21 protein-coding genes are annotated in these 21,607 nt (G+C 56.4%); 10 read left to right on the top strand and 11 right to left on the bottom strand.

All coding sequences use genetic code 11. The features are described 5' to 3' along the window. Positions 1-5: 5 nt before the first annotated feature. The 7 genes from ABD890_RS19210 (at position 6) to ABD890_RS19180 (ending at position 6,071) form a co-directional block, all read left to right on the top strand. Positions 6-512: a pilus assembly FimT family protein gene (locus ABD890_RS19210; RefSeq protein ID WP_345093597.1), complete on the top strand. Its 507-nt coding sequence runs from the start codon at positions 6-8 to the stop codon at positions 510-512. 148 nt (positions 513-660) lie between these two features. After that, positions 661-1,089 carry a type IV pilus modification PilV family protein gene (locus ABD890_RS19205; protein ID WP_345093595.1) on the top strand — a complete coding sequence of 143 codons (429 nt, stop codon included), beginning with the start codon at positions 661-663 and terminating at the stop codon, positions 1,087-1,089. Next, the gene (locus tag ABD890_RS19200) at positions 1,079-1,594 is read left to right on the top strand and encodes a PilW family protein (protein WP_345093593.1); all 516 of its coding nucleotides are present in this window, start codon (positions 1,079-1,081) and stop codon (positions 1,592-1,594) included. Before ABD890_RS19205 ends, ABD890_RS19200 begins: the two co-directional genes overlap by 11 nt. A 17-nt stretch (positions 1,595-1,611) precedes the next feature. After that, complete coding sequence (locus tag ABD890_RS19195) at positions 1,612-2,007, top strand: hypothetical protein (protein ID WP_345093591.1); 396 nt, start codon at positions 1,612-1,614, stop codon at positions 2,005-2,007. Positions 2,008-2,014: 7 nt separating this feature from the next. Continuing rightward, a complete protein-coding gene (locus tag ABD890_RS19190; RefSeq protein ID WP_345093589.1) occupies positions 2,015-3,529 on the top strand; it encodes a PilN domain-containing protein in 1,515 nt (504 codons plus the stop codon). Beyond that, entirely contained in the window at positions 3,516-4,160 is a 645-nt protein-coding gene (locus ABD890_RS19185; protein ID WP_345093587.1) for a hypothetical protein, read from the top strand. Before ABD890_RS19190 ends, ABD890_RS19185 begins: the two co-directional genes overlap by 14 nt. Before the next feature lie 93 nt (positions 4,161-4,253). Then, positions 4,254-6,071: a secretin N-terminal domain-containing protein gene (locus ABD890_RS19180; protein WP_345093585.1), complete on the top strand. Its 1,818-nt coding sequence runs from the start codon at positions 4,254-4,256 to the stop codon at positions 6,069-6,071. Here ABD890_RS19180 and ABD890_RS19175 read toward each other — a convergent pair. The 5 genes from ABD890_RS19175 to ABD890_RS19155 all read right to left on the bottom strand — a co-directional run bounded on the left by ABD890_RS19175 (position 6,068) and on the right by ABD890_RS19155 (position 11,818). Next, positions 6,068-6,547: a hypothetical protein gene (locus ABD890_RS19175; protein WP_345093583.1), complete on the bottom strand. Its 480-nt coding sequence runs from the start codon at positions 6,545-6,547 to the stop codon at positions 6,068-6,070. The genes ABD890_RS19180 and ABD890_RS19175 overlap by 4 nt on opposite strands. A gap of 142 nt (positions 6,548-6,689) precedes the next feature. Further along, positions 6,690-8,252 (bottom strand): ABC transporter permease, encoded by a 1,563-nt coding sequence (locus ABD890_RS19170; protein ID WP_345093581.1) that lies wholly within the window; start codon positions 8,250-8,252, stop codon positions 6,690-6,692. 53 nt (positions 8,253-8,305) lie between these two features. Continuing rightward, positions 8,306-9,253, bottom strand: a complete 948-nt coding sequence (locus ABD890_RS19165; protein WP_345093578.1) for an ABC transporter ATP-binding protein — start codon at positions 9,251-9,253, stop codon at positions 8,306-8,308. Between the two features lie 3 nt (positions 9,254-9,256). After that, positions 9,257-11,527, bottom strand: coding sequence for a hypothetical protein (locus tag ABD890_RS19160; RefSeq protein ID WP_345093574.1), 2,271 nt, complete (start codon positions 11,525-11,527; stop codon positions 9,257-9,259). 3 nt (positions 11,528-11,530) lie between these two features. Beyond that, positions 11,531-11,818, bottom strand: a complete 288-nt coding sequence (locus tag ABD890_RS19155; RefSeq protein ID WP_345093571.1) for a hypothetical protein — start codon at positions 11,816-11,818, stop codon at positions 11,531-11,533. A 183-nt stretch (positions 11,819-12,001) separates the two neighbouring features. Between ABD890_RS19155 and ABD890_RS19150 the strand changes: the two genes are divergently transcribed. Next, the gene (locus tag ABD890_RS19150; RefSeq protein ID WP_345093568.1) at positions 12,002-12,397 is read left to right on the top strand and encodes a metallopeptidase family protein; all 396 of its coding nucleotides are present in this window, start codon (positions 12,002-12,004) and stop codon (positions 12,395-12,397) included. A 111-nt stretch (positions 12,398-12,508) separates the two neighbouring features. Then, a complete protein-coding gene (nadE, locus tag ABD890_RS19145) occupies positions 12,509-14,509 on the top strand; it encodes an NAD(+) synthase (RefSeq protein WP_345093566.1) in 2,001 nt (666 codons plus the stop codon). Between the two features lie 9 nt (positions 14,510-14,518). On the opposite strand, the gene ABD890_RS19140 is transcribed toward nadE, so the two are convergent. From ABD890_RS19140 to ABD890_RS19130, 3 genes are all read right to left on the bottom strand, one after another. Continuing rightward, positions 14,519-17,308, bottom strand: a complete 2,790-nt coding sequence (locus ABD890_RS19140) for a hypothetical protein (protein WP_345093563.1) — start codon at positions 17,306-17,308, stop codon at positions 14,519-14,521. Between the two features lie 80 nt (positions 17,309-17,388). Beyond that, the gene (locus tag ABD890_RS19135; RefSeq protein ID WP_345093560.1) at positions 17,389-17,904 is read right to left on the bottom strand and encodes a peptide chain release factor family protein; all 516 of its coding nucleotides are present in this window, start codon (positions 17,902-17,904) and stop codon (positions 17,389-17,391) included. A gap of 7 nt (positions 17,905-17,911) precedes the next feature. Further along, positions 17,912-18,598 (bottom strand): SDR family oxidoreductase, encoded by a 687-nt coding sequence (locus ABD890_RS19130; protein ID WP_345093557.1) that lies wholly within the window; start codon positions 18,596-18,598, stop codon positions 17,912-17,914. A 76-nt stretch (positions 18,599-18,674) separates the two neighbouring features. Here ABD890_RS19130 and ABD890_RS19125 point away from each other — a divergent pair, with 76 nt between their 5' ends. Further along, positions 18,675-19,151, top strand: coding sequence for a DUF309 domain-containing protein (locus ABD890_RS19125; protein WP_345093554.1), 477 nt, complete (start codon positions 18,675-18,677; stop codon positions 19,149-19,151). On the opposite strand, the gene ABD890_RS19120 is transcribed toward ABD890_RS19125, so the two are convergent. From ABD890_RS19120 to ABD890_RS19110, 3 genes are all read right to left on the bottom strand, one after another. Then, positions 19,148-19,567 (bottom strand): hypothetical protein, encoded by a 420-nt coding sequence (locus ABD890_RS19120; protein WP_345093552.1) that lies wholly within the window; start codon positions 19,565-19,567, stop codon positions 19,148-19,150. The two genes, ABD890_RS19125 and ABD890_RS19120, sit on opposite strands and share 4 nt — an antisense overlap. Positions 19,568-19,760: 193 nt before the next feature. Beyond that, a complete protein-coding gene (locus ABD890_RS19115) occupies positions 19,761-20,615 on the bottom strand; it encodes an Lnb N-terminal periplasmic domain-containing protein (RefSeq protein ID WP_345093549.1) in 855 nt (284 codons plus the stop codon). 119 nt (positions 20,616-20,734) lie between these two features. Beyond that, positions 20,735-21,523, bottom strand: coding sequence for an HAD-IIB family hydrolase (locus ABD890_RS19110; RefSeq protein WP_345093546.1), 789 nt, complete (start codon positions 21,521-21,523; stop codon positions 20,735-20,737). Positions 21,524-21,607: the final 84 nt, after the last annotated feature.

Below are 21,607 nucleotides of genomic sequence, written 5' to 3'. Positions count from 1 at the left end.
TTCCGATGACGATCGATACCCAAACCAGTAATGACCGCGCACAACTTGTGACGCGGTCATTTGCGTTCCGACGCCACGGTTATAGTCTGCTGGAGATGCTGGCAGTGGTGACCATTCTTGGTTTACTGGCGGCGATCGGCGCGACTCGGATCTCTCCGGGGCTGAAAGGGAATTTGGCGGCTGGTAGCGATTCGTTCCGGATCTTGATGGCCCTTCGCCAAGCCAGAACAGCGGCGATCGCGACCGGCGATAACCATCGTGTGCGGATGCTGGCCACTTCCGGTACGATCACCGGATTTCAGATTGAACGGGATAGCGGTTCGACGACGATTGTCGAAGGACCTCACACCTTGTCTTCCGATACGACCATCATCCAGGTCGGCGGCGATGCCACTTTCAATTTTCAGGGTGAAGCGACGGTCGCCCCGGTAATCACGTTTGCCGGGCCAGATCGCACGGAGCGGATAACCGTCATTTCTGCCACCGGTTGGGGACTGCTCGAGCAGTTTTAAGCGGATGATTTCTGTGTTCCGGTTTCCCTCTTTTTGACGACGTTTCCTGGTGACCTATTCTTACACGTCCTGGTGCGCACGTTGCATTCTTGCCACGGCGTCGGGTTTCCGAAACCACTAGGGCAGACAACACCGGGAGTCACGGATCATGAAAACATCGCGGCCAGGTTACAGCCTGTTGGAAGTGGTCATTGCCACGTTCCTGATGGCGCTGGCAATCATTCCCGCGATGAACTTCATGGCCGGCGCGATCCATGCCAGCCACGAACTGGAAACATGGAACTACATGAACCTGTTGGCGGTGGGCAAGCTGGAAGAGCAGTTGGCCGCGGCCGCTCCTGACTTCACCGAAGGAACGTACGCCGGAACCTTTTCCGATGTTGGATTGCCTTCGGTGCGGTATGTGGCCACGCGAACGACTTCGCCGGCATACGGAGGAATTGCAGACCAGTTGATGGTGGTGACTGTCACGGTCTGGAACGATGAAAATGGAAATGGCGGGCAAGATAGCGGAGAGCCTGAAGTGACCTTCGCTACGAAACTCGCCAGCATGAAGATCTATCAAGATGGTGCCTAGTCAAACTCGAACAATACGTGGCTTTAGCCTGCTGGAACTGCTCGTGGCGATGTCCTTGCTGGTCTCGGCTGTTACGGCGGTGTCGGTGCTGATGCGCGTGAACTACGACACCTGGATCGATCATCGGAGCGACAGTTTGCGACATGAAGCGGCCGTCGGTGTGCTGCGGCATATGGTCCGGCAAATTCGCCAATGCCAGGAAGTCTCGGCGATCAGTGCGGCCGGCGACAGCTCTGGCAGTTTGACGGTACTCATGCCGAACGGTTCGTCGGTGATCTGGGACCATACCGGGACGAATGTTTATTACGGGCCAACAACCGCTGACCAACTGTTGGGGAACCACATCACCGCGTTGTCGCTGGTTGGATACGAACAAGATGGTGTCACCCAAACGACCGACCCGAGTGCCGTGCAGTGCATTCGCATTACGGTCACGTACGCGCTCCCGCAACGATCGGTGGCCACTCGATCACTCAAATCGCATGCGTGGGTGCGAGCCTTTTAAGAAGTACGAAGCGTCCCATGTCCCAGATCATGATCCATCAACGTAAACGATCCAAGCCGCGTCGCGGCGGGTTCGCGCTGTTGTTGGTGCTGATCGTGATGGTGGTCACTTCGATCATCCTGGCAGGGATGGGCAATGGATTAACGACGCAGTTTGCCGCGTATCGTAACACGGCCGACTACGACAAGGCCCAGTACCTGGCCGGCGCCGGAGTGCATCATGCGGTGGCGATGCTCGAGGAAGATAGCAATTGGCGAGGCACGATCAGCAATATTGAACTGCCGTTAGGCAGTGGCAATCGATACAGCGTTACCGCGACCGATGGCAACGCAGGTCAAGTGATTGTCACCGCTCAAGGGGAAGCGGGCAACGTGACACGACGTTTGGAATGCACGGTCAGTACCAGTGGCTAGAAGCAACATGGCAGCAACATCGAAAAAGAAGAGCGACAAGCGACCTGTATTCGCCTTTCAAATCGGGCATACGAAGATCCGCGCCGTTACCTATCGCTGTGAAGGTGGTAACGTGCTGGAATGCGAGCCGTTGGAAGAGAACTGGCAGGATGGTTCTTTGAAACTCGCCTCCGAAGAAGGGAAGAGCGGGCTCAAACAAGCCATTCGCCGCTTGCTGAGCAAGTTGCCGCGAACCGTTGACGAAGTCACTATCGCATTGTCGGGCGAGTTCTGCGTGACACGCGTGGTGAGCGATACGAATGAAATCGTCGCGCACGAAGTTCGCGAGATCGAATCGCGTAGCAGCTTGTATCTTTCGCTGGGGCATGGTCCCAAGCTGGTTGCCGGGAGCATTGTTCAGCAAGATCCGAAACATCAACACGCGACCGTATCGGTGGTGCACCGACAAACGATCGAAGCAATTCTGGAAGTCACCCGATCGCTCAACCTCAAGGTGAAATCGGTCGAACCGGCGGTGATTTCGCTGTGCCGTCTGCTGGGGGCTTTGGAACTCGATAAGCAGGCACCGGCATTGCTGGTTTGTCCTGGGCAATCAGGCGTCGAGATCGCGATCTCGTACCAGGGGCATCTCTACCTCGACTACCGTCCGGCCGGCATCAAGACGCAGGAAGAAATTGCAGACATTCTGGACCATCACTTGGAGCGGCTGCAGCGTTACTGCCGCCGGCATGCTCGTGTGCTGCGGGCTTCGATCGGATCGGTCTATCTGTCTGGCGAAAGGTTTCGTGTCGACGCGATTCATCAGCAGCTTGGCGATCGCCTGGAAATGCCGGTTCAGATTTTAGAAACGGCCATATCGGGGAATGAGGTCTCCGACCTGATTCGGACTTTGCCGGTCGCGTATTACGCCGCGGCCGGTGCCGGTTTGCTGGCATTTCGAGAATACGCCACGCCGGGGCCGAACCTGATGGAACGTTTGCGATCGGATAACGAAGAAAAGCTATGGCTGCGTGCGGCAAGGGTGTTCGCTCCTTTGGCCGCGACAATCGTGCTGGCCGTGAGCGTCTGGGGATACTTGCTCGAACAGCGTTGGGAACTTCAGCAGAAGCAAGCCAGGGCGAATGAGCTTGAGCCGGTCCATCGCGAGGCAATCTTGCTGCAAGGAGTGATGGCTCGCGGGCTAGAGACTTTGCAAATGCACAATAAGCTAACTGCCATGCTACCTCGAAAGCCCGTGGCAAGCTGGGTCCGCGACATTGGCCAGCATGTTCCGGAAGATACCTGGCTAACCGGGATCACGTTGGGAAGCGATGGTGACATTACCGTCGAAGGCAATGCTGTCACCGAGCCAAGTGTGTTCGCTTATGCGGAACATCTTAAACAGCTCTCGTTCACCGACCGAGCTACTGTAGATGGGGCGATCCCAAGTAATACGAAAGCGGGGCCGGCGATCAAGTTTACCATTCACTGCGACATTGACGCCTGGGAAGAGTTGGAGGGTCAGAACGATGATAGCATTTAAGACGGCAATTATCGGACTCATCCGCCATCCATCGTCGTTGATGATCGGCATAATCGTAACTTTCGCCGTTGCGCTTCTGACGCTAATTCCGGCCGCCGATGAATATTCGGCAATACAAGAACGATCGGAGGAAGTTGAGTTCCTGGTCCAACAGGGTACGACCGATCGAAATGGACTAGCAGCCGCCCAGGCTCGGTTCACCGAAATTCAGGAGGAGTTGAGGAATCACCATCAGCGGATCATCGATGATGACTCTGCACACCGAGTTCGCGAGACCCTCGTCAAATTTGCTCGTTCGTCGAAATGCCATCTGCGTCGTGTTGACGTTGGACCGGTTCGGGTTCGACAGTGGTACGAAGAAGACAGTCCGGTCCAGACGGTTTCGACTTCCAATCGTGGCAAGAAGACTGACTTCCGGCTGGAAGTTCGCGAAATGCGGCTAACACTGACCGGCACCATGCAGCAGATCGAGAGTTTCCTCGACAAGTTCGAGACCTTGGATGTGCAAATGCACTTACAGCAGTTGAACCTGAAGGCACTGGATGCCAATGGAGATCAGATTCAACTGGAAGTTGCACTCCAACTGTTTGGAATTCGACGGCCTACAAATGAGGAATCGTTGAAGTCGTAACCGGCTTGCCCGGGGCCGACAACAGTCACACGTTCCTGACCACGCGAAAGCAACGGAATGTCACAACGCCAGGATGGCAAAAGACACGCCACAATGAACAACCGCAAGTCCAAGCGGCGATCCTTCCCTCGGAAGGCTCTGCCGGGCGTGACGATGTTGTTGTTGTCGTTGCTGCTTTCTCTCTTCAATTCAGTCACCGCCAGGGCCGAAGGTATCAGCCCACGCATCGAAGCCGCACTCAGGCAGCGTGGCGACTTGAATCTCCGGGAAACGACACTCCCGCACGCTTTGCGGACGATTGGCGAGGTCTGGAATATCAATGTTGTCATCGGTAGCAAGGTAGAAGGAACCATCAATGGGACCTTCCGAGATGCACCGTTGTACGACATTCTCGATTCGATTCTGCTGCTCAACGGGTATGGCTATCGACCGGTTGGCGATAGCCTGGTGATTGTGCCGCTGGCCGACCTCGGTGCTTCGAACCCAATGTTCCGGTCCGAGACATTTCCGTTGAAACATGCCAACGCGGTTGAAATCATCCCCGCGCTTGAGTCGCTTCGCTCGCGCGGCGGATCGATCCAGGCCATCGCGTCCGCCAACAGTCTGGCCGTGGTCGACTACCCCAACCATCTCGATATGATTCGCACCGCGGTTCAGCAAATCGATCAAGTCGCCGCGAATTCCGGGGCATCGGCAGGCAATCGAGTGATCACGGACGTGTTGAACTATCGTCCCGAATACCTCAACGCCAAGAGCCTGCTGGAAGCGGTTCAGTCGCTGATCAGTGCCGATGGTCGTGCCGCGATCGTGGAAACCGAAAACCAGGTGATCGTGATTGATCGACCAGAGAACCTGCGAATGATCCAATCGATGCTGCAGCGCGTCGACGTGCCCAAACCGCAAGTCCGCATCACCGCGTTGATCTATGACATCGACCTCGACGATACCGAGCAATTGGGTGTCGACTGGTCGACGATCTTTAAAGGTCGTCCGGACGCCAACGGCGTGCCGCAGAATGTGTTTGGCATTGATTCTGCCTTGTCGATTCCAGTCGCGGCGGGCGACCCGAGCGGCGTGATGACGTTCCAGACCTTGAACGGTAGCATCGACCTGACCGCAGTCGTGAATGCGGTACGTCAGATGGATGACTCGCGATTGTTGGCCGACCCGAACGTGGTGGTGGTCGACCGAGAAAAGGCAATGATTCAGATCGTTACCGAAATCCCCTACCAGCAGCTGACACAGACCTCGGCCGGCGGTAACATCGGTACGACCGCCTTCCGCGAAGCAGGCGTGATGTTGACTGTCACCCCGCGGATCTCGAACGACGGTACCATCGAAATGGATGTTACTCCATCGTTCAGCCGATTGACTGGCTATAGCGATGGTGCCAATCCGCAGCCGATTATCGACCGTCGTGAAACGATGACGACCGTTCGTGTCGCCGACGGCCAGGTGCTGGTGATTGGTGGGCTCCGGCAGCGAGCCGATATCATCAACGAAAACGGCATCCCTTACTTGAAGGATATCAAGTACGTCGGCAAGCTGTTCCGTTATCGCAGTACCGAGGTCCGTGAAAGCGAGCTGGTCGTTTTCCTGCGGACCGAGATTCTGCCATGCCCGAGCCCTGGCGTCGATTGCCGCCATACCGATGCCTACGAAGAAAGCTTCACCAAGCTGGACGCGATTCCGCTGGCATCGGAGTTTCCATGGCCGAAGATGAGCCCACCACCACCGGGCAAGCGAGCGACGTCGTTTGGTCCTGATCCGCGTCGCAAGCCGCAGCCTGGGTTGTCACCTGAAGGCATGCCGCCGCAAGAGATGATGTACGAAGAACCTATTCCGCAGCCCAACAACGGGATGCCAATTCGCGAGTCGCATTTGATCCAGCGATTCCCAGCGGTTCGCTAGTCGATCCGGAGCGTGATCTGTTCCAAGCCCTTGCGAAGCGTCGCTTCCGACTTGCCGACCAGGGTCACTTCCCAGTCGTTAACGAACTCTCCGACGACGGCATGACTTACCTTGCCGCCTGTTTCAAAGAGGGCGATCTGCTGGGAATCTCGCCGGGCCGTTCCCAGCAGGCGAATGTCCGAGGTCCGTGATTCGAGCTGGCTATCCACGGTCCGCGTCGTCACCATTGGGGGACGGAAAGGGTTACGCGGCACGATCTGGCGGCGGGGATCTTTGGTGACGAAAGACGTTGCGATCGCGTCCGCCGTCGGCGAGATCGTCTCGGTCGGAGCTGTCTCTGAAGGCGTCGCTGGCAGGCTTCCGCCAGGCTGAGCCACTGGATTCACGGCCGCTGGCTGCGATCCACAGCCCAGCACGGCCCAAGCCAAGGGCAGGGTGGCGAGCAATCGGAGATTAGGCAGCAAGCTTCGGTTCATAGCAGCGGGTCCGGCATCAGCTTCACAAGGAAAAATAGGGTCCTCGCAAAGATAGGTCGGGCATAAGGCGTAATGGTTGAAGCGGCAGATGAACCGTGCGGCAACCGGAACCGCCGACTGGCATAATTGCTACAACCGGAAGCTAAGCCAACGGATCGGCGTCGTCTTCGATTGTCTGCGGAATGTCGACCGCCTGATCGGGCAGGTATTTGGTGTTAGTCTCTCGCTGCGGAACGAGTTCCTTCGAACTAATTCCGAGATTGACCAGGAAGAAGAAGACCATCGCCACGCTGCCAAGAATCAGGACAAGGGTGACTTCGTCGCTGCCCAGGAAGCTGCCTCTGCTCGACCCTCGAAAGTAGAACCACAACGGATTGGTAATGTGAGGGAAGTTGCTGTATCCATTGCGCGTCATGATCTGAAGGATCACAGGAAGCATCATGCCGCCCAGCAGCAGGAAGAAGTGTAAGAACGCGGACAGGTAAATGTCGACCCGAAAATACTTCGAGATTAGCGCCACCATCACGCGTCCCAGTCCAAGATAGCAGGCAGGGTAAAGCAGCATGCCGTACGTGTATCGAGTCGACTCGATAAAATCGGAGTAGCTTAGGCCCTGAAAGCTGTTGATGAACAGCACGAAGATCGACACGATGCCAACGTTGAACAGGCAGGTCATTATGAACAGATAGCCACGTCCAGGGCCAGGCAACAGCCAATTCGTCCAGACTCTTTCAACCGCCGAAAGCGGAATGCTTCGCTTGATACGGGGCGACAGGACGGTCGACTCTCCGTTCATGAAGATGCCCGCGATGCCCCAGGTCAAGCAAAGCAGCATGACGCAGGTTTCCAGGAAGAAGCTCTCTTGCGGCGCTCTCAGGCACCAATAGATCATCCAACCAAGAATCACGAAGTGTTGGATCAACAGCATTCGCCGAACGCCAGCACTTCGATTCTCACTTTCAAAGGTGATTTGTGCAGCTGCCAGTTCGATCAACAGGAAAAGCATGCTGAACGAGTAGCTCCAGAGCATCAACGTCGCCATCCAGAAATCGGGGTGGTTGTATGCCCGCCACTCGGTCGATTCCAGGATAAGGCCATAGCAGGCCGTCAGAGCGCTAATGAATGCGATCAAGTACAAGATGATCACAATCACCGACAACGCCGATTGCCACTGCCGTTTCCGAGAAACGCAAGCCAACATCAGTCCCGATGCGGACAGCACCACCGACAGCAGAAACACGACCGTCAGCGCGTAACCGATTGTGATGATGTCGATCCCGCGAAGCAGATACGTAAAGGCGATACAGGGCGCGATCGCGGAGAAGTAAACCATCATCTGCACGATGGCACTGATCAGCTTGCCCCAGATGATTTGCCTGGGATTGAGCGTCGAGATTGAAAGCAGTTCAAAGGTGCCATCTTCCCGTTCCGCGGCCAGCGATCGAAAAGCGGTGAACGGGATAATTACCACCAGGGGAAACAGCAAGATATCGAGATAGCCAACCAGCAGCAGTGGGCCTGCCGAAGCATACAGGATCTGCGGATAGTTAATAAAGATCGCAAACACCGACCATAACCAACTGGTCACCAGCACCAGGGCAAACGTGACCGCAAACTGGCGGCTCTTGAGTGCCTGACGGGTCTCTTTGACCAGGATCGGATTGAAATACTCGCTGGCATTTTCAACCCACCGATCAATCTTCATTAAGCGGGGATCGGTATCGGTTGTGGGAGTGGAAGCCGGAGTGTCTGCCGCGCTCATTGGACTCGCCCTTTCGTTACGTTGAGGAAGACGTCTTCCAGGGTCGAGTGACGGGCTCCAAATTCGGCGATGCGAAAGCCTGCCTCGATCATTTCTTTTAGTAGAACGGCTTCTTCGGCTCGTTCACCAAGGTGCGAAAAGTGAAGAAGCTCGCCATCGATCACGATCTCGTCGTATACTTCGCGGGTCGTGAGCCAGTCGGCCAGCCCCTGCGTGTTTTCGAGAACACGAATCCGAACGCGGCTGTTGCTGCGTTGCCCTCGCTGGATATCGGCCACACTGCCGGTTGCCAGCAGTTGGCCTTGTTCGATGATGCCAACCACGTCACACATCTCAGCCAACTCGGTCAGAATGTGCGAGCTGATTAATACTGTCTTTCCAGCATGGGCCAACCGGGCAATCATCTCGCGCAGTTCAATGCGGGCCCGAGGATCGAGCCCGGCCGCCGGTTCATCCAGGATTAGCACGGAAGGATTATGGATCATGGCTCGGCCAAGGCACAGTCGCTGCTTCATCCCCTTCGAGAGACCGCTGATCGGTTTCTCGGATAGAACGTCGAGCCCGGTAAAGGCCATCGTCTCTTGCAGGGCTTTGCGGCGATCGTCTCCTTTCAGGCCGTATGAACGGGCAAAGAAGTCGAGGTACTCGCGGCAATTGACATTCGAGTAAACGCCGAAGGCATCAGGCATGAAACCGAGCCGACGGCGGACCTGGTCGGGATCGTTAATCACCGAATAGCCATCGACCAGGGCGTCACCAGCGGTCGGCAGATCAAGCGTGGCCAAAATCCGCATGCTGGTCGTTTTGCCAGCACCATTCGGGCCGATGTAGCCGAAGACCTGGCCGGCGTAGACTTCAAACGAGATATCGTTGACCGCCTTCGTGGAACCGAAGAAACGATGCAAGCGACGCAGTTCGATCACTGGGGTACGTGTGCTGATCATGGCTTACCACTCTCCCAGAATAATGTCGAGGGAATCGTGCGAGCGATTGATCTCGGTACCGAACGGCGTTTGGTCGAAGTTGTCGACGATCGCAAGATACTTCCGCTGATGCATGTCAGGTTGGCCTCTCAACGCATGAAACCAATTGCGGAAGTCAGTCTCGGCAAGTGAGTCCTCGTAACGAGCATCTCGTAGATAGATTTCGGGCATCTCGTGGGTCGGCAGCGTGTAGCGACGTGGCTGGTAATAGCCGATGGAATCGAAGTTGCTGGGCAAGCGAGGACGCTGGGTTTCGATATAACGCTGCACGAATTGACGCAGTTCTTCGGTGGCAGGTTCGAGTCGCTTCTCGCCGCCGTCTGCGATGTTATCTCCGTAAAGGAACTTTCCTTTCTCGTCGACCAGCAGCAAATAGCGAATCTTGGTGCCGAGCTGATTGGTGACCGTGGTGCTATCGCCGGTGGTACGAACGTCCAGCTTCTGCACCGTCTGGAATGGATGGATCACGACGTACTGGGCCGTGACTCGCGTGGGAAAATAGGCCCCGCGTAAGGTTTGCTCGTCGTTCCATTGAATCTGACGATTGCTTCGCCCGTCGCCAAAGGGGGAGTACTCCACCTCAGTCACCTTGGCGTCCTTGGGGAACTTAAGCCCTGAATTCAAAGCGAGGCTGGCGTAATAGGCCTGACGACTCCAACTGACTCCGGTTCCATCGCGTTGATTCAAATGCGAAACGGTACGAACCCGGGCCGTCGTACCAAATCCATCCATTACAACGGCATAAGCCATCAGCGACAGTGTGACGAAAAGTGCCCCTGCGGGAATCGTGAACAGCAACAAATTCAGTCGGCCTGACATTCGAAGCATGAAGTAATTTACCGGGCCGATCAGAATGACAAACATGGTGATCAGCAGGGCAAATGTCAGCGCAGGCGCCTTGCCGACGCCAGGAATCAAAAACTCCCAGAACGTATCGTTCTGTCTTAATCGCGAGAATCCATTTCGCTGGTACCAGGCCAGCCGATTTTCCCCAAAGCTGTGGAGCACGCGATTCCATGTCTCCGTACTGCCAGGGAAAAGGGTGTGTTCCGAAAGCACGATCTTTCCGAACTCTTCCGTCGTGGCATCGAGTGCGAGCGGCGGTATGGCACCGGAAGTGGAAGGGATTTGCCCGTTATTGATTTCGCGCGTCGCGTCGCCAGCGACCTCGATCGGTACGTACCGATTTTCATCGTTGACGCGGTAATCGTCTTCACGACTCTTGAGTCGCTCGAAGTAGTCTGCCGACGTCAGACTGCTGGCAGGGAATGAGATGTGTTTCCAGGCGTCCTCTGTGTCGCTCGAATCGCGCCCCAGCAGTAGATCGACTTTGCTCTTGCCATCGGTGCCACCGTCGTACAGAAGCAAGTTGCCACCGCACCGTAGCCATTGGTGGATGGCTGCGAACTTCTCAGGGAACTCGCTGGCAAGGGTTTGCAGATCGGCCAACTCGAAGATGATGAGGTCAGCCGAACTGAGGGCGAGCCAGTCGTTGGGAACATCGCCCAGTGGTAGAAAGTCTTGCCGCGTGATGTTGCCAAACCCGAGCGGAATCGCCCCGTACTTCGAGGGTTGCATCAGTTGCCGTGTTTGGCTTTGAATGAACGCGAGTTCGTTTAGCATCACGCGGTAATCAGGAACGTCGCCTGTCAGATCGCCATCGTCGACTTGCTTGCGAATTTCGGTCGCCCACGTTACGCGGTCGCTGCGGTCCGGTGCATTGCGATGGAAAACAATCGTCGCCGGAAAGGCCTCAGTGAAGTTGGCATCTCGCTGGTTACCGTAGCGAACGCTGGTGCCGCCAGAAAGCTCCGGGAGCATGGCTCCCGACTCGAACGTATTAACCCTCAGCGACTCCCAGCGAAAGTGCTGCGGAATAAGAACCGTTTCCGTGACCGAGCTTTCCCCTTGCGGCAGCTTGATCTCTTGCGTCACCAGCGGGAACGGCTGTTCCGCACGATAATAGGTGAATTGCGGCTGCAAGTTAACACGAAGCCGACGGTCAGCCGGGGTCGGTTTGCCATCGGCAGTGGAAATGGTAACGCGGACCGGACGGTAACCGCTGCCATCGATCCAGCGATAGTCGACCGAAAGAGTCAGTCCCGACACCGGCTTTTGGGTAGGAATCGGCAACTGAATGTTCGTTCCATCTTCAGCGGCAACTTGGGAAAGCGGAAGGCAGACAAGCAGCCATGCCAGAATTACTGTGATTCTTATCCAATGAAGTGCAGGCACCGGCTATTCACTTTCGTTGGCACGAGGTGGCAGAACTTGAGGTGCCGGCTGGTCTGTGGCGAATGGAGACTGGGCTCGAGCTGGGTTCGACTTCGCTTCGTAACTGCTGGTCAGCAGGGCGAGAAAACCGAGCACCATATGCGTGCCGATCCATAGCCCGACCCCGAGAACCAGGATCGCCACCGCTTTCGCCCAGTCCGCCCCGATGAACGCCTGGCGAATGATAAGCGAGGTGACTGCGGCAAATGCCACGAACACGAATAGTTTTGTAATCGAAAAGCGTTGATTCATGCCCCCCATTGTCTCTGCCGGGGAACGGTTTGCAAGCAGTTTGCAATATGGGGGAGTTCGTCTTGACTGCGACCTTATCGGGCCGGCGGCATCCAAGTTTGTGAAATTTGTTTTCCGGGTTGGCGGGGGACTGTCGCCAGCAAATAATTCCCGATAATGGACGATCACGCAGCAGGGGAGATCATGGAAAAAGTTCATCGCGACAACTTCGATTACTACCTCGAGTTGGTTCTGGCCAACTTGCCGCCCAATATTGCCCAGCTCTTGGACCGCGTCCCGATGATTGTCGAGGACTATCCTTCCGACGCACAGCTTAAAAAGCTGGGTCTTCACCATCGCCGACAACTGTGTGGTTTGTATACCGGCATTCCGCTGACGCATCGTTCGATTGAAGGGCCTGCGGTTCCTTCCGATGCGATTCAGATCTTCCGGGAGGGGATCCTGGCCCAGACGCATCACGTCAATGGTTCGATCACGCCGGATGGGCTGGCCGAACAGATTCGGATCACCATTCTGCACGAGCTAGGCCATCACTTCGGCATGACCGAAGAAGACCTCGACGAAATCGGATATGGCTAAATTTGGCGAGCCTTTTTCCTTGCGGCTGTGTCCCTTGGTTGACCGATAGACCCGATGGAACCCATCGGGTAGCTTGATGGATGGAACTCGCAACTTCGGGGAAACAACATCGTGCTGAACGTCAAAGTCGCTGCCGCCGTCCTGAACCAGACTCCTATGGACTGGGAAGGAAACGCCCGGAACATTCTTCAGGCCCTCGATCAAGCACGTCAGTCAGGAGCCTCGGTCGTTTGTTTGCCAGAACTATGCATCACCGGCTATGGCTGCGAGGACGCCTTTCTCTCCGCCGGAATGCGGCGGATGGCCTGGGACAAATTGCAAGAGCTTGTACCAGCAACCGAAGGCCTGGTTGCTTGTTTCGGCCTGCCGATTTCGTACCGCGGCTTAGTCTTCAACGTCGCGGCAATCGCGGCCAATGGCAAGTTGCTGGGCATGGTCCCCAAGAAGAACCTGGCAGGGGATGGCATCCATTACGAACCACGCTGGTTCAAGCCCTGGCCGAGCGGCAAACGGTCGTTCTATGAAGAGGATGGCCTGAAGATTCCTTTGGGTGACCTGGTCTTCGATTTCGATGGCATCATGCTCGGTCTTGAAATTTGTGAAGATGCCTGGGTCGCCAGTCGGCCCGGGGGGCGCCTCGCGGAACTGGGGGTTGACCTCATCTTGAACCCGAGTGCCAGCCACTTCGCGTTCGATAAGCAGGAAGTTCGCCGCCGATTTGTGCTGGAGGGCTCCCGAGCGTTTCATGCCGCCTACGTCTATGCGAACCTGCTTGGCAACGAAGCAGGTCGAGCGATCTACGACGGCGGCGCGATGGTCGCCTCGGAAGGGCGTTTGCTGGCGGAGGCTCCGCGATTCAGCTTTCTCGATAGCGTGGTCACGACAGCGGTAGTCGATGTCGACGTGAACCGCATGAATCGAGCCAAGAGCGATGCGTTCGTCTTGAACTTCGATGCGGCCCGCGATCAGGTCGTCGAGTCCGACTTCGCGCTGCCTCACTGCGAGCCTGATGTCGTCTCGATTGAAGAACCGGCATGGGAAGCTTCGGACCACTTGAAAGAAGAAGAGTTCACCCGGGCCGTCACGCTGGGGTTGTTCGATTACCTCCGCAAAAGCCGCTCGCGGGGATTTGTGGTTTCGCTATCGGGTGGCGCCGACTCGGCGGCTGTGACAACGCTTTGTGCCTACATGGTTCAATTTGGTTTGAAGGAACTTGGCGTCAGCCGCTTTGCCAAGAAGCTTGCCTACATTGCTGGCCTGGAAGGAATGGCCGATGCCGCCGAGATCAACCAAAAACTGCTGACGTGTGTCTATCAGGCAACTCGCAATAGCGGCGATGTGACCCTGAATGCAGCCAAGGCGGTCGCCGAAACCGTCGGAGCTGGCTTCCACTGCGTCGATGTCGATGACCTGGTGCAGAAATACATTGCCTTGGGAGAGCAAGTCGAAGGCCGCCCGCTGACATGGGAGCAAGACGACATTGCTCTGCAGAACATTCAGGCCCGAACCCGTTCGCCCGGCATTTGGCTGGTGGCGAACCTGAAGAATGCCTTGCTGCTTTCGACCAGCAATCGATCGGAAGCCGCGGTTGGCTACGCCACGATGGATGGCGATACCAGCGGCGGTCTCTGCCCGATCTCAGGAATCGATAAGGCATTCCTGCGAACGTGGCTGGTCTGGATGCAAGAACATGGTCCCGCAGGAATCGGCTGCTTGTCGGCTCTCGAGAAGATCAACCATCAGCAGCCAACGGCCGAGCTGCGACCCGCAGATCAGAAGCAGACCGACGAAGCGGACTTGATGCCGTACACCATCCTCGATGCGATCGAACGGCTGGCGATTCGTGACAAGCAGACGGCAGTCGAAGTTCTTTCGCACCTGCTGCATCGCTACCCAGGGCACTCGCCGAAGGAACTTGGCGGTTACGTCGAACGGTTCTTCCAGCTATGGAGCCGGAACCAATGGAAGCGAGAACGATATGCCCCTGGCTTCCATCTCGACGACGAGAACCTCGACCCGAAGACCTGGTGCCGCTTCCCGATTCTCTCCGGCGGATTCCGGAGTGAATTGAAGCTGATGTGGGATCGCGTGGCAGAACTGGAAGCAGACTAGCCGCTTCGCTTAAAACTGTTTGCCAGGCGGCGTCAAAACCGATTTCGGGGCAGGGATTTCCTCTGCCTTCGGTTCTTCAGGTGGAAGTTCTTTTGGCTTCGCTTCCTTGGACGAACCACCGAAGGCACCTCCCAGGTCAAACAAGTTGAAGCCGGGCAGTTTGAGCCCTGGGGCTGGCTTCTCGTTCTGCATGTCGATCTGGGCATGCAGTTCAACCAGCGATTCGTCGACGTTCAAGCGAGCGTCCATTCCTCGGAACCAGGTCATCAGGTTTGCCTGGTAGTCTTGCCCTTCCTCATTCCAGGCCGTCGAAACCCAACGCTGCGTGCCGTTCGGCTCGGCAACGTACTCGAACGTGCCACCGAGCGGATCGAGGAACTCGAGGTTCAGCAGCTGTTCGGCGAATGCCTTTGCTTCGGGAGCAGGCACACCAAGTTGATTGTGAACATCCTGGAAGAAAGTCGCATTGGCGAGGCTGCCTCGTTTCGAGAGGGCCTGGGCCAAGCCGTTGGCCAGCGGAGTGATCTGAGCGTTGGATACGTCACCGACATGCATGCGGACCTGGGCAGGATGTTTGTCTTCGACCAGGGCAAGATTGGGCGTAACTTCCTGCAAGATGTCAGGGAAGAACGACAGCGTCGAGAACCCGTTCCATTCCCGTCGCCACAATCCAAAGGGCAACTGTGAATAACCATAGGCATCGGCAGGGGGCGGACTGATCAGAGGAAGACTATCGAGAAGCCCCGGCTTCGGCCAGGCGGTCAAATAACCTGGAGTCGCCTTCAGCATCTTGAGCGTGTTGAAGAAACCTTGGTTGGCGAACTCTTCGATCGGGAACGGCAAGTCCTGGACGGCAACGGCATAGTGCGTCACCCCGCCACTCCACTTGCCATTGAGCACGGCCTGGAAAGCGGCGACGTCGCGAGGGCTGGTCGCGATATGGTTCGGCAGGGGAGGGCCGAGGAATGACAGCATCTGGCTGAAGTTCGATTTCTGAAACGGCGAGATACGGGCATCGATCGCAATTCGTTCCAATCCTTCGTCATTCAGTTTAAAGCGATTGATGCCGACCAAAATCGGATTCATCTGTCGCCACTGCGTCATGTGGAACTGACGCAAGGCGTTGTAGTCCGCCATCTCTTGAGCCGTCATCCCGACGATGTCCATGTCGGGAATCGGCACGAAGTGCCCGCGTCCACCACGGATCGAGTCGCCGAGGGTGTCGCCGGTGATAATTGTGTGACTGCCGTCGGCACGCTGGCCGAAATTGCGAGGCAAGAAACCAGCCGCGATCAAACCTTCGACCGAGGTGTCTTGATATCCTTCGTGCGTTGCCGCCGCCGATGCCATCTGCTGCAGTTCCATTTCGACGACGCTTTGGAGGCGACGCCGCATTTCAACGCGATACTGCGGCGAGTACAAACCCCGGAAGAACTCGGACGAAAGGAACGCGAAGACCGTATCGTCGCGGCTTACCGGCATCAGCGTTCGGGCATACTGGAATTCACGCGTTTGCGCGAGACTGGCGTTGGTTTCTTCGAGGGTGAGAAACGCCTCGATAATCGAACGCGACGTGGTCACCAGGTGGAAGTCACCCCGAGCGGCATAAAACGAGCGGAGCGTGTTGTCAGGCGTAGAAAGGAACGAAACGTCTTTGCCTGCGATCTTGATCGTCTCGAGCTTGGCGCCTTCTTTTTTAAACTCTCGCAGGGCGTTCTGACGGTTCTTGCCGATGTCGTTGGCCAGCAGCATGCTTTGTTTCGCATGGAACAGCATACCCAGCGCGGCACCTTCCCGGGTGTATGTATCACGGCCGATCAGAGCGACGTCTTGCACAACCTGGCTACCGAACACTTCGGCCAGTTCCGATTGTTTTAGCGCCAACTGCCGCTGAACCACCTTGTTCAAATGGAACGATACCCGGCGACTAGCCACCATGCTGGATAGATCGCCACCGTTACGTTCGAGCAACTTGTTCAGCCAAAGGTAATTGCCCAGCGAACCGAAACGAACATAGAAGCATTGTGCCGGCACATAGTTGGCGATCGGTTCGATCACGACATCGGCGGCAGGTTCTGGGACGGCCAGGGGAGCAAACGGAATCGGCTCGGCGATCGGTCCCAACTGTTGGTTCGGGCTGATCTCGTTGTTCATGATCGAACGGAGCATGGCGTCATGCACCTTCTCGGTTCCCAGCAGCAACATCAGCGACTGGCTCGGTGCGAGAGCCGAACGATCTTCGAGGATCTTCTCACTCAGCGGTGGAGCTTCCAGCCCCATGCGGCTGCCGAGCATCATCGACAAATAAGTTTCGAGGACCGGCGAGTGGGCACTGGTCCCGGTGCTTTCGCGGAAGACTTCGTTGTAGGTTCGCCACCACTGACGCATCGCGTTGCGGTAGGCACCCTGGCGGTAGGGACGAGGATTCACGCGAACCCGCTGCGGTGTCGGCGAATTGACAACCACGTCAAGCGGAGCGGTTCCGCGAAAGAGGAAGTGAACTTCCAATTGCTGCGGAGGAGTGACTTGATCAGCCCCCATCAGGGACTGCAGCAGCGGGAGAGTACGCTTGGTTTTGAAGACCGGATAGAAGACGCGTCCTTCTTGATCGGTGATCGAGAACGCGCCACTATCGATTGGGTCGCCAAAGTCGGCTCGTTGGAACGGAACCGTAATCTTGCCGACGCTCCACGGATCGCCTGCGACGGCGTTCACGTCCTGGGCACAAACGCCTTGAGCGGAAAGGCCGAGCAACAGCAAGGATCCGCAAACGACGATACGTTGAGTCAGGCTGAACATCGAAAGGCACTCCAAAACAAAGGATTTCACTGCAACCCATCGTTTGTCTGGCTGCGTGATGTGTCAAGGGAACTTCCACCCTACTTCAGGGGCTTGAGTCCCATCTGCTGGCGTTTGGTGTTAAGCAGGGCAAACGCCGAAGGCTCGTTTTTCAAGAATTTCACCAATTGACTCGACGAACACCCCAGATGGCTGGCAGCGGCGGCAGCATTCCAGTCGTGCTGCGTCAGGACCGAGATCGCTTCGGCCAGCAGCGAGGGAAAATCGTCGTGAGTTGGGTTCACGGCAAGTTTTCCACTACGGACCCGGGATCGCCAAAGTTCGCTGGGGGAACTGGACAGATCGAATTCGTCGCTCGGAGTCAGTGCCAGCACGATCCTCAGGCGAAATATCGCTTCCTGACGATTGGCTTCCTGGCTCCGCCGTTCGTTGGCCTCGGCGGATTTTCCGGAAGGCCTGTGCTGAATGACAACTGCCGTCTCGACTTTGTTGCGATGCTGCCCGCCAGGACCTCCGCGACGAAGACGTTTCAACTCGCATTGCTTCAGCAATACGTCCGCCGGCCAGGCAGCGGGATGATCGATTCCAGCAGGCATAACGACCTTACTTCACGATACTGATCGACTGGCCAGATTCTTCCGTCCCGAGCGACAGAATGAATGGCACCGCATAGGCGGCCCAGGCCTCCGGCTTCGGAGCACTCGAGGCACCATCGGCGAAACACTTCTCGAGCATTTCGGTATGGATCATCCCAGGTCCCAGAGGAATCGCCGACATGGTTTCCGGCAGTTCCTGCGACAGCGATTTGGTCAGTCCTTCGATGGCGTACTTCGTCGCGCAGTAAGGGCCAACGTTGGGCGAAGTCGAGCGTCCCCAGCCAGAGCTGAAGTTCACGATCACCCCTTCGCCGCGCGCCACCATTGTCGGCACGAAGGCCTTGATGACGTGAAAGACCCCCTTCACGTTGATATCAACAATGTTCGAGAACTCGTCGATCGGAACGTCCCAGACCGGATTGCTCTCGTTGACGATCGCCGCGTTATTGATCAACAGGTCAGGCGTACCGAACGATTCGATCACCGACTGACCCCAGTCGCGGACATCGAGCCAATTGGTCACGTCGACGACATCGAAACGGTGCGGAGCACCGTGCGTTTCGCAGAGCGATTCGATTCGATCGGCCGAGCGGCCACAGCCGGCAACATGGTGGCCAGCGGCAATAAAGCCATCGACCATGGCGCGTCCCAGGCCCTTGGTCACGCCTGTGACGACGATTTTTCGGGCGGTCATGGGAAGTCCTCTCTGAATGGTTGTCGAAACGTGCTGCAGTGCGTCATTACAATGGGAGGCGAGGCCCAACGCAACCATGGTGAATCGAATCGCACGCTACGAACCAGACTTCCCGCTACCGGAATATGCCTATGTTCCGGGAATCAATACGCGGCCAACCACCTCGCTGGAAGGGGAGTCGCCGGCGCGGCTGCTGCGGGTCGGCGTCGACTTGTTCCACCACGGCTTCTATTGGGAGGCCCATGAAGCGTGGGAAGCGTGCTGGATTGCCGCCGGAAGAAGAGGGGCGAAAGGGGATCTGCTACGAGGACTGATCCACCTGGCGGCGTCGGGGGTGAAGGCCCGGCAAGGCTCGCAGCATGGAGTTCAAACACATGCCGAGAAAACTTGCCTGGCTTGGAGCGAGTTGAGTGAAGACCTTGATCTCGCTTCGCTGAGTGAGCTCACCGAGCAGGTGCGAAAGGTCTGTCAGACACCCAAGCGTTTCCTTTGCGATTCGCAGGAAAACGTGGTCGTCGTGTTCGACATCCGTATCGAATTAGCGCGTGGTTAGTTCTCGGATTTCGCTACCGAGTCTACCTTCGGTGTAAGGCCGCGCCGGTACTCGCGTGGGAGATAATCCCGTTCGACAAGTTCCGGATCGTGCTGCGTCCAAGTCTCGCGCATGTTCTGTCCCACCACACTGCGGATGACATCGCCATCACGCCAGGTTGTGGTATAGGCTCCGTCGCTCCAACGTTTGCGTGGAACTTGCCAAGAGCTCTTCAACAGACGCCATGCCGTGACATTGAAACGAGCATCGCTTTGCGACCATTCATAGAAGATGACTTGGTCGAAGATCAATCGGCCTTGGGAATCGTAGTAGTGGTTCACCTCGATCAGGTCGACCTGATCCTGGACCACTGGCGTATGGGGCGAGGCCCCCAAAATCATCCACAAGGCAGCTACCGAAAAAGTAACACCACTCATATCGTTCCTCCCTAACGGTCCGTCGTGTAAGGGCAGTTTTGTGGCAGAGTAGGGTGTATCTATATTCGAATTTCGGATGACACAATGTCGATTGATCAGGATTTATGAAGGTCTGCCGAAAACCGCAGAAAAAAGCAGAGAAGACTAGCTAGCGACAAGTTGAGCGGGTGGCGTGGTAAAGATTGCCAAACCGTTAACGGCGAATGTATTGCGAAAAATTCGCGTCGTCCCGATAGCGTTCAGCCAGTTGATTGATCTTCGATTCGTCGCGCAGCTTTTCAAACGGGATGCTGGTGTCGAGCAGGCCGAGCGAATAGGCGTACTCGTCGCTATAGCCTGGCAGCATCACGCGGATGTCGTAAGGAATGCTCTTGGGCGAGATCTTGTTGACGTGCGAGACGATGTTCGTCGTGCAGTTGTTGGTCAACGTGTTGTAGAACTCGGGTCGGGCCGCCAGTTCGTTGGCCCGCTTGATCACGTCGACAAACAGTTCCTGGGCCTGTTTTGGCGAGGCGATCGTGCGATAGAGATAGACGTCGCTCTTGTAATAGTTCGAGCTTAGATTGATGACGTCGCGTTCATCACCGATGACGTACATCAGTTCGTATTGGTTGAAAAAGCCTTTCCACGCCGAGTATTCCTCGTTCGACTCTTTGCGAATTTCAACCGAGGAAACCAGGTATTGGCCATCCTTCATGCCGAAGCTGAGCATGGTGTGGGCAACGCTGGGCGAGTCTTTGAAAGGGACAACAATGAAGTCGACCGACTGCACGTCCGAGAGCCGGACGTCCTTGTCGTAGTACTGCACGATGTATTCGTCCGCTGACGCGTAGCGACAGTTACGAACGTTATGAATCGTGACCTCATCACCGACGATGTCGCCGATCGGCAGCTTCGATTGATCAGGTGCCCACGTGCGATTGTTGGAAGGCTTAATCGCTTTGCATCCGGTCGAGACCAAGGCCAGGCACAACAGACCTCCAGCCAGGCAAAGTCGCAGCCATGCCAGGATTGGTTGTGGTCGGTTTGTGGCGGAAGGCAAAGGCACCGGGGGAGCGTCGTCACGGGGAAATCGATAAACAATCTTTCGCGCGACAACTTATAGGAAATCGAGTGCTGGCAACGCAACGGCAGTTGAAAGAATTGCTAGCGAAATTGTTTAGTCTGCTAAATCAGCCCAAAGTGCCGGCATCCAGCTAACACCCCGCTGGTCGCTGGCTTTTCTGCGACGTAGAGCAAGGCCGGCTCGTGGTCGTAGTGGGCTCGAACGGTCTCGATCAGGTCTAAGGCTGCGTTGCCGACGACAATCGTCCGGTAACCAGCCGTCATCGCGGCGAGGTCGTTGCCGGAATCGCCGGAGAAAACCAGTTCGGAATTGTCCATCCCGGCGTGCTCAGTCCACCACTGCAAGGCGTATGCCTTCGAGACATCGGTCGGCAACAAGTCGATCAGCCCGTCGCCGTTGAAAGGATCGACGCTTCCAATAACGTGGTAGGGTGCTTCGTGTCGGGTGATAGTGTCTCGCACGAGATTGATAATTTTTCGGAGCTGATTGGCGTCGCAGTAATAGCTGAGTTTGAACTCGCCTTGCTTCTCTTCTTCCTGCTTCCGTAGATCGGTCTCTTCAGCGAACAGTTCATGGACGCGACTGGTAGGGAAGTCGCCGATCAGCGAACGAAGGTGTTCGACGTAAGCGGTTGCCAGTTCTATCGAGCCAGATTCGTCGCTGCGGTAAACGGACGTTCCAACATCACAAATAATCCAGGCCGGCAATGGCAGTCGATGCTGCGTGATTGCCTCTTGCACGGACTCGAGGTGCCGACCGGTAACGAAGGTCAGCGTGACTTGTTTCGCTTCCAACTCGGCACGCAATGTGTCCAAGTCCGGTTCGTTTTCCGGCTTGTTGGAAAGTGGGATTAAGGTTCCATCCAGATCGGTTGCCAAGACCTTGCTCATGTCGGGTCGCCTTCGTCGATTTGAGTTTGTCCCATGAGAGTGTTACAACAGTATGTCGGAATTACTAAACAATCAGTTTAACAG

The organism is Bremerella cremea (assembly GCF_039541315.1).
GTDB classification, from domain to species: Bacteria; Planctomycetota; Planctomycetia; order Pirellulales; family Pirellulaceae; genus Bremerella; species Bremerella cremea.
The sequence above is the reverse complement of the archived record's forward strand: the minus strand, read 5'-3'. Positions and strand labels throughout refer to the sequence as shown.